The 14,511-nt window shown below is 34.2% G+C and carries 13 protein-coding genes and 1 riboswitch; of the genes, 6 read left to right on the top strand and 7 right to left on the bottom strand.

Annotated features, from left to right (window positions below):
* Nucleotides 1-56: 56 nt before the first annotated feature.
* The 4 genes from murB to H8909_RS04640 all read right to left on the bottom strand — a co-directional run bounded on the left by murB (nucleotide 57) and on the right by H8909_RS04640 (nucleotide 5,280).
* Complete coding sequence (gene murB / locus H8909_RS04655) at nucleotides 57-1,052, bottom strand: UDP-N-acetylmuramate dehydrogenase (RefSeq protein WP_187012023.1); 996 nt, start codon at nucleotides 1,050-1,052, stop codon at nucleotides 57-59.
* Nucleotides 1,053-1,090: 38 nt separating this feature from the next.
* Nucleotides 1,091-2,269, bottom strand: a complete 1,179-nt coding sequence (locus tag H8909_RS04650) for a phosphoribosylaminoimidazolecarboxamide formyltransferase (RefSeq protein WP_187012022.1) — start codon at nucleotides 2,267-2,269, stop codon at nucleotides 1,091-1,093.
* 38 nt (nucleotides 2,270-2,307) lie between these two features.
* Nucleotides 2,308-2,393, bottom strand: a riboswitch (ZMP/ZTP riboswitch).
* 954 nt (nucleotides 2,394-3,347) lie between these two features.
* Entirely contained in the window at nucleotides 3,348-5,078 is a 1,731-nt protein-coding gene (locus H8909_RS04645) for an ABC-F family ATP-binding cassette domain-containing protein (protein ID WP_187012021.1), read from the bottom strand.
* 10 nt (nucleotides 5,079-5,088) lie between these two features.
* Nucleotides 5,089-5,280, bottom strand: coding sequence for a hypothetical protein (locus H8909_RS04640; protein WP_187012020.1), 192 nt, complete (start codon nucleotides 5,278-5,280; stop codon nucleotides 5,089-5,091).
* Between the two features lie 150 nt (nucleotides 5,281-5,430).
* Here H8909_RS04640 and H8909_RS04635 point away from each other — a divergent pair, with 150 nt between their 5' ends.
* Complete coding sequence (locus H8909_RS04635; RefSeq protein WP_187012019.1) at nucleotides 5,431-6,267, top strand: DMT family transporter; 837 nt, start codon at nucleotides 5,431-5,433, stop codon at nucleotides 6,265-6,267.
* Between the two features lie 27 nt (nucleotides 6,268-6,294).
* Here H8909_RS04635 and H8909_RS04630 read toward each other — a convergent pair whose 3' ends face one another.
* Complete coding sequence (locus H8909_RS04630) at nucleotides 6,295-6,702, bottom strand: RrF2 family transcriptional regulator (protein WP_158546333.1); 408 nt, start codon at nucleotides 6,700-6,702, stop codon at nucleotides 6,295-6,297.
* 230 nt (nucleotides 6,703-6,932) lie between these two features.
* Here H8909_RS04630 and H8909_RS04625 point away from each other — a divergent pair, with 230 nt between their 5' ends.
* Nucleotides 6,933-7,301 (top strand): desulfoferrodoxin family protein, encoded by a 369-nt coding sequence (locus tag H8909_RS04625; RefSeq protein WP_117459137.1) that lies wholly within the window; start codon nucleotides 6,933-6,935, stop codon nucleotides 7,299-7,301.
* A 53-nt stretch (nucleotides 7,302-7,354) separates the two neighbouring features.
* On the opposite strand, the gene H8909_RS04620 is transcribed toward H8909_RS04625, so the two are convergent.
* Nucleotides 7,355-8,623: an O-acetylhomoserine aminocarboxypropyltransferase/cysteine synthase family protein gene (locus H8909_RS04620; protein ID WP_187012018.1), complete on the bottom strand. Its 1,269-nt coding sequence runs from the start codon at nucleotides 8,621-8,623 to the stop codon at nucleotides 7,355-7,357.
* Nucleotides 8,624-8,748: 125 nt separating this feature from the next.
* On the opposite strand from H8909_RS04620, the gene H8909_RS04615 reads away from it, so the two are divergent.
* The 3 genes from H8909_RS04615 (at nucleotide 8,749) to H8909_RS04605 (ending at nucleotide 11,640) form a co-directional block, all read left to right on the top strand.
* Nucleotides 8,749-9,066 (top strand): single-stranded DNA-binding protein, encoded by a 318-nt coding sequence (locus H8909_RS04615; protein WP_022425350.1) that lies wholly within the window; start codon nucleotides 8,749-8,751, stop codon nucleotides 9,064-9,066.
* Between the two features lie 70 nt (nucleotides 9,067-9,136).
* Nucleotides 9,137-10,726: a Cof-type HAD-IIB family hydrolase gene (locus H8909_RS04610; protein ID WP_187012017.1), complete on the top strand. Its 1,590-nt coding sequence runs from the start codon at nucleotides 9,137-9,139 to the stop codon at nucleotides 10,724-10,726.
* A gap of 47 nt (nucleotides 10,727-10,773) precedes the next feature.
* Complete coding sequence (locus H8909_RS04605; protein WP_187012016.1) at nucleotides 10,774-11,640, top strand: DMT family transporter; 867 nt, start codon at nucleotides 10,774-10,776, stop codon at nucleotides 11,638-11,640.
* Nucleotides 11,641-11,662: 22 nt separating this feature from the next.
* Here the strand turns inward: H8909_RS04605 and H8909_RS04600 are convergent, their stop codons facing one another.
* Nucleotides 11,663-13,003, bottom strand: coding sequence for an MATE family efflux transporter (locus tag H8909_RS04600; RefSeq protein WP_187012015.1), 1,341 nt, complete (start codon nucleotides 13,001-13,003; stop codon nucleotides 11,663-11,665).
* Nucleotides 13,004-13,142: 139 nt separating this feature from the next.
* Between H8909_RS04600 and H8909_RS04595 the strand changes: the two genes are divergently transcribed.
* On the top strand, nucleotides 13,143-14,375 hold the full coding sequence (locus H8909_RS04595; protein WP_187012014.1) for a hypothetical protein: 1,233 nt from the start codon (nucleotides 13,143-13,145) through the stop codon (nucleotides 14,373-14,375).
* Nucleotides 14,376-14,511 lie beyond the last annotated feature (136 nt).

Below are 14,511 nucleotides of genomic sequence, written 5' to 3'. Positions count from 1 at the left end.
CTCCTAATCTAACTAATTATATCATAAGAAAGAACACAAAAAAACTGGAATAAATCTTATTCCAGTTCAACAGGTTCCTGTTTTAGAGTTAGACCATATTTCTTTTCAATAATAGAAACAATTTCTTCTCTTGCCTGTTTTAAGTGAGCATAGCTTTGTGCACTTTCATTAATTAAGATCAGTGCAGCTTTTTCTGATACACGCATACCATAAAATGATTTACCCTTTAATCCAGCATGGTCTATTAACCATCCAGAAGGGACTTTATTACCTTCCCAGACAGGAACATTCATACTTCTTAAACGTTCTGCTTCTTGATCATCTAAATAAACATTTTTAAAGAATGATCCAGAACTAGCCATTTCTTCTGGTTTAGGTAACTTAGACCAGCGTATTTCAGTAACCATCTCTCTAATAGATTTAGGAGAAAAATCAGTAATCTGATGTTCTTCTACATAACTCTGTAAAGAAGTATAGAAAGGAGGAGTAAGTCTATCATGACTTAAATGAATTCTCATAGAGATAATCAAATAACGTCCAGCATCTTCACCCTGATTAAAGATGCTTTGTCTATAACCTAGATTCATATCTTCTTTCTTAATAGTGACATACTTTTCTTCCTTGAAATCATAAGCATATACAGACTCTAATACCTGTTCTATTTCCTGACCATAAGCACCTACATTTTGGACAGGTGCAGCACCGACAGTACCAGGAATAGCACTTAATGCTTCAATACCAGATAAATTCTTTTCTGTAGTAAAAGCAACTAAATCATCAAGTAGTTCTCCACCCATTGCATCAATCGTCAATTCATCAATAAAACGTATACCTTTAATACGGTTTAAAAGAATAACCCCCTTGAAACCTTCATCTTTTCCAATTACATTACTTCCTGTACCTAGAATAAATACAGGTAATTGACGTTCTTTCGCAAATAAGTAAGCTTTTTCTACATCTTCTACGGTCTCTAATTCAATCACATAACGCGCTAGACCGCCTAGGCGCATTGTAGTGAGTTCTTTAATTTTTACATTCTCATTTATTTTCATAAAGTGCATTATAACACAGTTACAACAAAAGTAGGGGATTAATGATGGAATAATCTTTGATGAGTAAATGCGAGTACCATATCATACTTATCACAAGTATCAATAACATGATCATCACGAATAGAACCACCTGGTTCACCTACATACTTCACACCACTCTTATGAGCACGTTCAATATTATCTCCAAATGGGAAGAATGCGTCACTGCCTAGTACAACATCTGTATTCTTCTTTAACCATTCTTTCTTTTCTTCTCTAGTGAATACTTCTGGCTTTACTTTGAAATAGTTCTGCCATACATCATCACCTAGCACATCTTCATAATCATCTGATACATATGCATCAATTGTATTATCCTTTTCAGCACGTTTTAAACCATCAGCAAACTGTAAACCTAATACCTTAGGATGCTGACGTAAGAACCATACATCTGCCTTATTACCAGCAAGTCTTGTACAATGAATACGAGACTGCTGACCAGCTCCAATACCAATAGCCTGACCATTCTTGACATAACATACAGAATTAGACTGTGTATACTTTAATGTAATCATAGAAAGGATTAAATCATGTAATGCATGTTCAGGGATATCTTTATTTTTAGATACAACATCCTTAAACATTTCTTCATTAATCACACAGTTATTTCTACCTTGCTGGAATGTAATACCAAATACCTGCTTAATTTCTACTGGATTAGGTACATAGTGAGGGTCCATCTGTAATACACAATAAGTGCCTCTTCTTTTCTTCTTAAGTATTTCTAATGCTTCTTTTGTATAACCAGGGGCAATAATACCATCGCTGACTTCACGATTAATAAGTTTTGCAGTCACTTCATCACATACATCAGAAAGAGCACAGAAATCGCCATATGAACTCATACGGTCACTACCTCTTGCTTTAATATAGGCATTTGCGATAGGACTTAACACTTCAGCACTTTCCTTTACAAAATACATCTGTCTTTCTACTTCAGTTAAAGGTGTCCCAATAGCCACACCAGCAGGAGATACATGCTTAAAACTTGCAGCACAGCTCATATGAGCTGCTTCCTTTAATTCCTTCACCAACTGCCAGCTATTAAAAGCATCTAATAAGTTGATATAACCAGGTTTACCATTTAAGACAGTAAAAGGAAGTTCTCCTTCCTCCATAAATACCTTAGCAGGTTTCTGATTTGGGTTACAGCCATACTTTAATTCTAATTCTTTCATAGATTCCTCCAAAAAAAGAAGCCGACACATACTCCAGGCTTCTTTGCCCAGACGGTCGGCTTCTTCATTTGATTTATTATACTCCCTGTGGTCAATTCCACTTCCGTCAGTCATATAACTAATGTCATTATAGTAAAAAGAGTTTTGTAAAACAAGTATTTTCATTATATAAAAATAGAATGTAAACGCTTGCATGGTTGTAATTATTAGGCTATAATTAAGTCAGAAAGAGAGGAGGAAGACCTCCTTAACATATACATTCATCTCAAAGAACTTGGTCAGAAAGGAGAGATTCCAATGGGATACTGTGACTGAGTATCCGTTGAGGATACTCAATTAAATTAGGAAAAACGTATTTATCCACCGATAATGATTTATATGCAATATCAATAATGTATGGTTTATATGAAAGGTGGAAAACGGGAGATAGCTCCTGAATATAATAAGGTACGTTGATCTATATATTGGAAGGCTATAAAAAAGGTTTTCCCATTTATCTATGATGCTGGAAATTGAATCCAAAAGATGTAATCCTAGTATCCAGCAGGAAAGCTATGGTGATGTAAAAGCCATAGCTTTTTCATTTGGAAACAAAAACTCCTTGTCGATAGACAAAGAGTTTTTGCGCAAGTAGGCTCACTTAGAGTACTTCTACCGCTAGCGTAGTTGTATTGTATAATATATGTATACTAACGTCAATTGTATTTGTGAAAAAGCATCTATTTATCACTGTATTTTCAATTTATGAAAATGTGTGTAAACGCTTGCATTTGTGTGGATGATAATGTATGATATAAGCGAAAAGAGAAGACAGAAGATAAAACATTAAATATAAGACATGTTACTTGACTTCCTAGTCTAACGAACCGAAAAGTAAATAAGTAATACGGCAATTATGGTAAGATTCGATCTTATATTCAGTGAGAAATGAAAATTTCTAATAAAATGTTGAATCCATAAAAAGTCTAATAATAAAAAGAACTCAATATCAATAAGATGGGTTTGATAAATTATTCAAATGAGTCTAATGCTTCTCCTTATATAGCAAAAGAGGAATCCAAATGGATTCCTCTTTTCATTAGCTTTCTTCTATTTCTAATAGTTCTAGATAACGTTCATTCTTTTCTTCTAAAGTCTTTTCAACTTCATCACGTTCTTTACTTAATTCATCAAGCTTTTCAAAGTCCTGGGTATTTCCCATTTCCTCATCGATCTCACTTAAACGTGTTTCTAGATTCATAAGGAGATCATCCATACCTTCTAGTTCTTTCTTTTCACTGAAGGTTAATCTTCTTTTTCTATTTTCTTTAGCTTGTTTACGATAATCTTCTTTCTGAGATTCTGTTTCTTTCTTAGTATTAGTGATATCAATAGAAGCACTATAGCCACCATTCACATAATGAATTTCCTGATCTTTAAAGACAAATAAACCATCTACAATACGATCTAGGAAATAACGGTCATGGGATACAGTAATCACAATACCTTTAAATGTATCTAGATAATCTTCTAATACATTCAATGTTTCAATATCTAAATCATTCGTCGGTTCATCTAATAGTAATACATTAGGTGCACCCATTAATACCTTTAATAAGTAGAGTCTTCTTTGTTCACCACCGGATAACTTACCAATTTGTGTGTACTGGGCGTGGTCATCAAATAAGAAACGTTCACACATATTACGAGCACTAAGTGTTCCTTCACTTGTTTCTAGATTATCACTTGTTTCTCTAATATAATCAATAACTCTCATTGTAGGATCATCATAATGGAAATGTTGCTGGAAATAGCCCATACGGATTGTATCACCAATAATAATCTCCCCATCATAATCAGTGATAATACCTGCAATCATATTAAGGAGTGTTGTTTTACCACAGCCATTTTGTCCTAAGATACCAATACGGTCAAATCTCTTAAATAAATAAGAAAATGGCTTAAACATCACCTTATCAGGATAACTCTTAGACACATTCACTAACTCAATAGTCTTCTTACCTAAACGACTTGTAGTATCTATTAATTCAACAGTACCTTTTTCTTGAATCTGTTCAATAGAAGATAATTCTTCAAAACGCTGTAAACGATCTTTACTCTTAGTAGAACGTGCCTGAACACCTGCTCTGACCCATTCTAATTCTTTCTTTAAGAAGAGGTTTCTTTTTCTTTGTGCCTGTAAAGCATTGTTTTCTCTTTCAGCTTTTAATTCTAGAAAATGAGAATAGTTAGCAACATAAGGGAAAATCTCACCTCTATCTAATTCATAGATTTTATTAGTAATACGTTCTAGAAAGTAACGATCATGAGTGACCATGAGTAATCCTTTAGAACGTTTAATTAAATATTTTTCTAGATATTCAATCATAGGTGTATCTAGATGGTTTGTTGGTTCATCTAGAATAAGTAAATCACATTCTTCTAGTAATACGATAGCAAGAGCTAAACGTTTCTTCTGACCACCAGATAAAGTACTGATCACCTGTTCCATATCTTCTAGACCAAAACGTGTTAAAGAAGACTTAATAGAATATTCAGGGACATCCTTAAGAATATGTTTTGCTTCATTAAGAATTGTTTCATTATCTCTAAATACAGGATTCTGAGATAAGTATGCAATCTTTAGATCTTTCTTATAAGTGATTGCAGGACTGTCATGATGGGCAATCATCTTTAATAAAGTACTCTTACCTGTTCCATTGACACCAACTAAGGCAATCTTATCTGTATCCTCTACAATCATATTCAAGTTCTTATACAACTGTCTCTCACCAATCGCATAAGATAAATTCTGTATATTAATTAACATGTAGTCACCTCTATAAAAGAGAGTGGAACAAATCATCCACTTCTTGTTTTCTCTTCTTAGTTTCTTCAGGTAAAACATGGAAGCATTCATCTAATACATCATTCTCATGTGCATTTAAACCTCTCTTTAAAATGGTTTCACCTGTCTTTAAGTTTTCTAGATGATAATACCCTTTTTCATCAATTCTTTCAACAACCCACACGCTATCATCTCCTCTTTGTTTTCCTCATTATAGCATGCTATAATGAGGAAAAGGAGTGTGAACTTTTATGAATAATATTCTTTTATTTGGTTTATGTGTTGTTGTGCCAGTACTTATTCCTTTAATCATCGCATTATTAGTGGCTGTATTATGGAAAATAAAATAAGTACAAAAGGCGTATTCTTCCTGTTGATGACAGCATTCTGCTGGTCACTTGCAGGTTTATTTATACGTGCAAGCCACTTAAATGGGCTGGGATTCTCAATGATGAGTTCTATTGTCGCAATACCTTTGAGTATGATTATTCATCATAAGAAACTGGTGTTCAATAAAATGACAGTTACAGTAGGGGTCTTTCAGTTTCTTATGAGTTTGACATTCATCTATGCCAATAAGCTGACATCAGTGGCTAATGCGATTGTATTACAATACTCATCAACAATCTTTGTATTGATCTATCAATCAATTGATTTACGTAAATTACCGACAAAAAGACAAATGGGGATTATTGCGATTGTCTTTATCGGTATGGCACTATTCTTTGCGGATACTCTTTCCTTCTCGCATCTATTAGGAAATATACTCGCAATTATATCAGGAGCCTGCTTTGGAATGCAGTTCTACCTCAACAACAAAGAAGATGCTGAAGCTTTCTCTTCGACAATATTTGCCTATATGTTCTCTCTTACAGTAGGTTTAATTGTCTTTAGAGGACTTCCTCATTTCCACATCACCGATGCCTTTGGTGTATGTGGTTATGGTTTCTTCCCAATGTGTTTAGGTGGTATATTTCTTGCATTAGGTATTTCTTGTACAGAAGCTTTTACAGCCAATCTTATTTGTATGTTAGAAGTCATTTTAGCGCCTCTGTGGGCTTTTATATTCTTCCATGAAACAATATCTGGTATCAGTTTAATTGGTGCAGCAATGGTTGTAGGAGGTATTATCTTAAACTTAATATTAGACTTTAAAAAAGCAGCCATCTAGGCTGCTTCTTTTGATTGTAGACCATTTCTACTTCGATATATTCATAATGTCCTCGATGGTCTTGTCTTTCAACAAATTGTCACACGCTTCATTAAGATCTACAAAAATAGAATCAATGGCTTGTTCTACTTTAGAGTCCTTAATGGCTTCTCTTCCATCTTCTCCATTGTGCCAAGTCACATGGATATAATCATTTGAGACAGATTTCGCGACCTCAGATAAAGTAATATTATCTGCTTCTTTATCAAGACGATATCCTCCATCAACACCTGCTTTAGCCTTAATAAGGCCAGCTTCTCTCAATTTGATCATAACACGTCTTACACGTACTGGATGAGTGCAAATATGCTTTGCTAGTTCATCACTAGAAATAAGGTCTTGGTTTTTACCTAAATAGACGAGAGCGTGGACAGCAATACTAAAATCACTAGTCATATGTATCACCTCCATATAAAACTTCTATTTATATTTCCATTTACATAATAATGCCTTTTGTAAAGATTTACAAGAATATTTTGTAAAAAAATCACAAATGACACTTTAAAAAAACCTTTTGTAATCAACGTTTTTACAATTCAATTTTTAAATATTGTAAAAGAAAGCATATCATTAGTAGTCATATTCTAAAAGTGATATGATAGAAGTAGATAAAGGAGGAATTGAATATGAAATTTTATCGTTGTGAACATTGTGGTAACGTTATCACTCATTTTGTAGATTCTGGTGTACCAGTAGTTTGTTGTGGTGAACCTATGAAGGAATTAACACCAAATACAACTGATGCCGCAGTTGAAAAGCATGTTCCTGTAGTGAAAGTAGAAGATAATAAAGTAACAGTATCAGTAGGATCAGTAGAACATCCTATGACTGAAGCACACTACATCACATTAATTGTATTAGAAACTAAGAATGGTACTCAGTTCAAACAGTTAACACCTTCTGACAAGCCTGAAGCTGTATTCTATATTGGTGAAGGTGATGAAGTTGTAGCAGCTTATGACTACTGCAATCTTCATGGTTTATGGAAAGCATAATAAAAAGCAGAAATAAATTCTGCTTTCAGGGCTGTTCACTTGAACAGTCTTTTTTAATACTTTAATGCTTCTTCGATATCCTTAATTAAGTCTTCTGGATTTTCTAAACCAATAGATAAACGAATAAGTGTTGGATCAACACCTGCTTCTTTTAATTGTTCATCTGTCATCTGACGATGTGTATGGCTAGCAGGATGTAAAATACAAGTCTTTGCATCAGCTACATGAGTCACAATGTTAATAAGCTGTAAGTGATCCATGAAAGTCACTGCTTCTTTCTTATCACCCTTTAAACCAAAGCACATAACACCACATGTACCATGAGGCATATACTTCTTAGCTGCTTCATGATATTTATCATCTTCTAGTCCTGGATAGTGAATCCAAGCAACTTTTGGATGATTCTTTAAGTATGTAGCGACTTTTAAGGCATTTTCACAATGTACACGCATACGTGCTGGTAATGATTCAATTCCAATATTTAATAAATAACTATTAAATGGTGAAGGAATAGATCCTAAGTCACGCATTAACTGTGCAGTGGCTTTAGTAATATAAGCTGCTTTACCAAATCTCTTTGCATAAGTGATTCCATGATAACTATCATCTGGAGTAGTAAGTCCTGGGAACTTTTCTGCATGACTCATCCAGTCAAAGTTTCCACTATCAATAATAGCACCACCTACACCAGATGCATGCCCATCTAAATATTTAGTTGTAGAATGAGTTACAATATCTGCACCCCATTTAATAGGCTGACAATTCGCAGGTGTTGCAAATGTATTGTCTACAATTAAAGGGACACCATGTGCATGGGCAATAGATGCAAACTTTTCAATATCTAATACTTCCATTGTAGGGTTAGATAATGTTTCTCCAAACATACACTTAGTATTTTCTTTAAATGCTGCATTGATTTCTTCTACAGATGCATCCTGATTAATAAAAGTTACATCTACACCCATTTTCTTCATAGTTACTGAAAGTAGGTTATAACTACCTCCATAAATATTACCAGAAGCAACAACATGTCCTCCTGCTTCACAGATATTAAAAATCGCAAAGAAGTTAGCTGCTTGTCCTGAACTTGTCAACATACCAGCATAGCCACCTTCCATGCTTGTAAGTTTAGCTGCTACTGCATCATTTGTAGGGTTCTGTAAACGTGAATAGAAATAACCATCTTTTTCTAAATCAAATAACATACCCATTTCTTCACTTGAATCATATTTAAAAGTAGTACTTTCATAAATTGGTAACTGTCTAGGTTCTCCATTACCAGGCTTCCAGCCTTCATGGATTGCTTTTGTTTCTAATTCCATATAATCTCCTCCGTTTTTAAACATTATATACCATAAGGGTTGTAGGGAATTAAACTTTTTTTAAAAAATCTTAAGTAATTTCTAATTGTTTTAGGGAATAAGTATATAGAAGGAGGAATAAAAATATGAATGAAGTTAAATTACAAGGTCAGATTACATCTGATCCAGAAGTGAAAGAATCTAGAAATGGAATACTTAGAGGTTCTTTCTTACTTACTACGAAAGGAGGGACTGAAGATAGACCACGTTATGATTATATACGTTGTGTGATCTGGGATGAGAAAGCGCAGTATGTTGTAGACCACTTTGAAAAGGGTCAGTCTGTGTCTATTGAAGGAAGTGTTAGAGGACGCTTTTATCCAAATCGTTCAGGAACAACTTCATATGCTATGGAAATTTATCCAGAACATATGGTATGTGAAGACTCTAACTATTCATTCTAGAACATGCATCAATGATGATTGAGTAATTCATGTTTGTACGTGTATAATGTATCTCGAAAGTGAGGGGTACATGATGAATAGAAAATACTTTTTCTTTGATATTGATGGGACTTTAGCTGTAGGTACACCAGGAGATCAGTATATTCCTGAATCAACACAATATGCTTTAAAACAGCTAGAAGCAGAGGGTCATTTTATTGCGATCGCGACAGGTAGAAGTTTTGCAATGGCACATGATTATATGCATGAATTAGGTTTTCATAATATGATCAGTGATGGAGGGAATGGAATTACTATTGATGATCAGTTAAAAGGCATAGAACCATTGGATTACCAATTATGTCTTGATTTAATAGATGAATGTGAGAAGAAGGGTTTGATATGGGCTTTTTCTCCTGACAACAAAACAAGAAGACTTGCACCGGATGATCGTTTTTATGAGTTTACTCATGATATTTATATGAAGACAGAAGTGGTAGAAGGTTTAGATCCACGTGATTATGATCAAATCTATAAGGTTTATATTGCCTGCTTTAAGGGTGAAGAAGAGAAACTAGAATCTTTAAAGAAGTTACCTTGGTGTCGTTTTCATAAGGAATACTTGTTTGTAGAACCTGGAGATAAGAGCAAGGGTATTAAACGTATGGTGGAACATCTTGGTGGTGATGTTAAGGATGTTGTCGTATTTGGTGATGAAAAGAATGATTTGTCTATGTTTATTCCAGAGTGGACAAGTATTGCGATGGGTAATGGTATAGATGAATTAAAGAAGAAAGCAACCTATGTGACTACTGATGCCGACAAGGATGGTATCTACAATGCCTGTCTGCATTATGGATGGATCAAGGAAAGATATCTTCTAGCACTTGATATGGATGGTACACTTCTAAAGTCTGATAAGACAATTTCGCCAAATACTGCAGCTTCTTTAAATGAAGCAAGTAATAGAGGACAGAGTATTTGTTTATGTACAGGAAGAGGGCTGGCAGAATTAAAAGACTATGAAGGTGAATTAGATTTCTGTGATTATGGAATCTTATTAAGTGGATGCTTGATCTATGATTTTAAGAATGATCAGCCATTAGAAGTTCATTCTTTTGATACAGATGTATTTACACAGATGATGGATGTTGTGAAGAAAGAGGATGTGATGTTGTATTTACTAGATTCGTCGCATTCTATTGCCTCTCAAAAAGATGTAGAGAATATGCCTTACTACAATATGGCTATTTATCAATCTATGTTTGAAAGCCGTGCATTTATTGTAGAGGATATTTATGAATATGCAGAAGTACATAAGGATGAAATCCTTAAGTTCTGTTTATATAATCCAAGTGTTGATGCAATGAATCAGCTTTTAAAGAAACTAGAAGTATTTCCAGTCAGTTGTGCGGTAGTAGAAGAAACAGCTATTGAAGTCACACCTTTAGGTATTACTAAAGGTGCAGGACTTGAATTCTTATCATCTTACTTAAATATCCCTATTGAAAATACAATCATGATGGGTGATAGCGGGAATGATATTGAAGCATTCCAGAGTGCTGGTAAAGCAATTGCGATGGGGAATGCGACAGAAGAAATTAAGAAATTGGCTACTGAAATCACATTAGATAATGATCATGATGGAATAAAAGTAATCGTAGATAAATATCTTTTGTAAGTAGAGATGATTTCGTGTAGAATACCCCTTTGTAGGAGGGGGAAATCATGCGTTATAAAAATCATTTTTTACTACTACTTACAGCCTTCATCTGGGGCTGTGCCTTTGTAGCACAAAGTGCAGGTATGGATTATGTAGGACCATTTACTTTTACTGCCTTACGTAGTTATTTAGGTGGACTTGTTCTATTACCACTTATTTATTTCTTTGATCATACAATGAACTTCAAAGATAAGAAATTATGGGCTGGTGGAATTGCCTGTGGTATTGTATTAGGTCTAGCAAGTGCCCTGCAGCAGTTTGGTATTCAGTATACAACTGTAGGTAAAGCAGGATTTATTACAGCACTTTATATTATTGTTGTACCATTCTTTAGCTTATTTTTAGGGAAGAAGTTAAGTCCTAAGATTGGTATCTCAGTTGTCCTAGCAGTGATTGGTCTTTACTTATTATGTATGACAGGATCTCTTTCTTTAGGTAAAGGTGACTTATTAGTATGTGCATGTGCCTGTGTATTCGCATTACATATTCTTGTGATTGATCACTATTCACCTTTAGTAGACGGTGTAAAGATGAGCTGTATTCAGTTCTTCACATGTGCATTATTAAATACTATTCCTATGTTCCTATTTGAAGATGTATCTATGCATAATATCATGGCAGGATGTGCACCTATTCTCTATGCTGGATTATTATCAAGTGGAGCAGGGTATACATTACAGATTATTGGACAGAAGAGTATGAATCCTACAGTAGCTTCTATTTTGTTGAGTATGGAGTCTGTATTCTCAGTACTTGCAGGATGGATGATCTTAGGTCAGAGTCTTACAATTAAAGAAGGATTGGGCTGTGTACTTATGTTTATCGCGATTATTATTGCACAGTTACCAGATAAAAAAGCCATTCAGAATTAATTCCTGAATGGCTTTTTTTTAGTTAAAAGCTTTTTTTTCTTAGGATCATATAAGTAATAAGATGGGCTGCTGCAGTAACAACCCATGTTACTGGATATGATAAATAAATAGAATTAAGTGTATGGAAATATTGGAAGATAGTAAGAATCCATAAGACTCTTAGTCCACATGCACCTATTAAAGATACAATCATAGGAATAGTAGAATAACCTAAACCTCTTAATGAACCAACTATGACATCCATCCAGCCACATATGAAATATGGTACACATATATATAATAATCTTTCATGACCATAGGCAATAGCTTGTACATCTGTTGTATAGATACGAATGAGTTCATCTGCAAAGAAGTAGACTAGATTACCTAAAACAAGTCCTACAACAGTGACTATTCCAATACATAATGCTAGAACTCTATCGACTCTCTTTCTATCATTAATACCATAGTTCTGACTTGTGAAAGTGACGCATGCCTGATAGATGGCATTCATAGACTGATAAACAAATCCTTCAAGTGATCCTGCTGCTGCATTTCCTGCCATCGCAATAGAACCAAATGAGTTAATAGATGACTGAATCAGGATATTAGAAATAGAGAAGATAGCACCTTGTAATCCTGCAGGTAACCCAATCTTGAATATTTGAATCACTTTATCTTTATGAAACTTTAAAGCATGAATATCTAAATGAATGACAGTACTTGTTTTCATTAAGCAGTTAATAATAAGAATTGAAGAAACAAGTTCAGCTGTAAATGTTGCAAGTGCGACACCAGCTACATCCATCTTGAATATAATAACAAATATTAAGTTTAATATGACATTTACAACACCCGCTACAATAAGGAATATAAGTGGTCTTTTTGTATCACCAATAGCTCTTAGTATGGCAGCACCAAAGTTATAAAGTGCAACAAAGGGCATACTTACAAAATATATACGTAAATAGGTTGTTGCAAGATTGATGACATCATCAGGTGATCCCATCGCTTCTAGAATCATTCTTGCACCTGTTACACCAATAATCGCAAAGATCAAGCCAAAGACAATTGCGAGTAGTATGGCAGAGTGTACTGTTTCATGGGTATCTTTGTCTCTTTGTGAGGCAATAAAACGTGCAACTAGTACATTGACCCCAACGGATAAACCAATAAATAAACTCACTAATAGATTGACAACAGAAGATGTAGAACCTACTGCCGCAATAGAACGTGGCCCAGCAAACTGTCCTACCACAATAACGTCTGCTGCATTAAATAATAACTGCAAAACCCCTGAAAACATTAATGGTATAGAAAATATTAAGATCTTACCAAGTAATGGACCATGCGTCATATCCATTTGATATTGATCTTTCTTCATGAAATCCCCTCCTCATGACTATAGTCTAACATAATAGAATTAAAGGTGTTGAGAAGTTTCAAAATGAGTAAATGAAAGTAACACTTTTTTTTTAGAGAACCATTCGTTATAATTGTTTTGGAAAGAGGGGAGTGAAAAAATGATATTTCACGAAGTTGAATTATCTCATACTAAAGAAATCATGGATTCATATGAAGTGAATCCTATTATTGCGAAATATGTAGAACATAGAGGCTTCACAAAAGAAGACTATGAAGCACTCAACACACCATTTTATTATAACTTTACAGATTTAGAGAATGGTGAAACAGCATTGAATCTCATCAAAGAAGCATGTGCTTCTAAGTCTAAGATTCATATTTGTATCATGAGTACAGAACTACATCATTTATTAGAAAGTGCAATGATTTTCCTAGGTGTCTTAATGGCTAAAGGGAAATCAGCTTTTGAATTCTTTGATGGTCCTCAGGATGATTTTGGTCCTGGTCTTCATATTATCTTAGGAAATCAGTTAGAAGTAAGAGATGGTGACAATGTATATCCATTAGTACCTGGTGGTCACTATAAGGATGAAGATGTTGCACAGAGTTTACTTGTATTACAGCTTATTAATACATTACTTGGTAAAGAAAATCAGTATTTAGCTTCTCTTGCAGGTATTGGTATTCAGGCTGAAGGAGTTCCTCTATGTAACTCTAACCGTTATCATTTAAAGAAGACTTTAGGTTTATTAAATGACTGTCGTTTTGATGCGATTGAGTTTGTTGCTTTAACACCTAAGACAAGACAGAAAAACAATATGCGTCAAAGAGAATTCAAGAAGACATATAATGAAAGTGTTATGTCTGGTTCTATCACAAATAAGATGGCACATTATCTTAGTTCCTTAAATAATGCGAAGAAGATGGTTAAGTACCTTATTTATGGCTGTCCTGGTACAGGTAAGTTCCGTTCTGTTGCACCTATTGCGGATGAAATCAATGCTGGATACTTTATTAGTGATGAATTCCACGATGATGATCGAGTAAGAGATGTGATTCCATTAGAAATTTCAGACTTATCTAAGACAAATATAGAAGAATACTTACAGGTACTATCACCATTTGGAAATGGACAGGAAAAGACTCTTATTTCTATTGAAGGTCTAGTCATTCATGAAGCACCTGTAAAAGATTATTTTGATCATATCAAGTTAAGCTTCTTTATTCCTAATGTAGGTGGTATTGATACAATCATCTATAATCCAAACTATAAAATTAAGCACTTTAAACAGGGCCAGAAAGTAAAGATTGTAGGTACATTATCTATTAATGACTTTACTAGCCTTATGACAATTAACGCAGTACAAGTAGACATTCTTGATTTGATATGATGACCTCCCAGTAGACAGTGCAAATAATTAAAAGCACTGTTTGCTGAGGAGGTTTTCTTATGGGAAGAAAAAGTAAGTTTTCAAAAGAACAAAAAATTGAAATATGTAGAAGATACTTAGATGGCAGTGAATCAGT

Source organism: Catenibacterium faecis (assembly GCF_014306455.1).
Classification (GTDB): domain Bacteria; phylum Bacillota_I; class Bacilli_A; order Erysipelotrichales; family Coprobacillaceae; genus Catenibacterium; species Catenibacterium mitsuoka_A.
The sequence above is the reverse complement of the archived record's forward strand: the minus strand, read 5'-3'. Positions and strand labels throughout refer to the sequence as shown.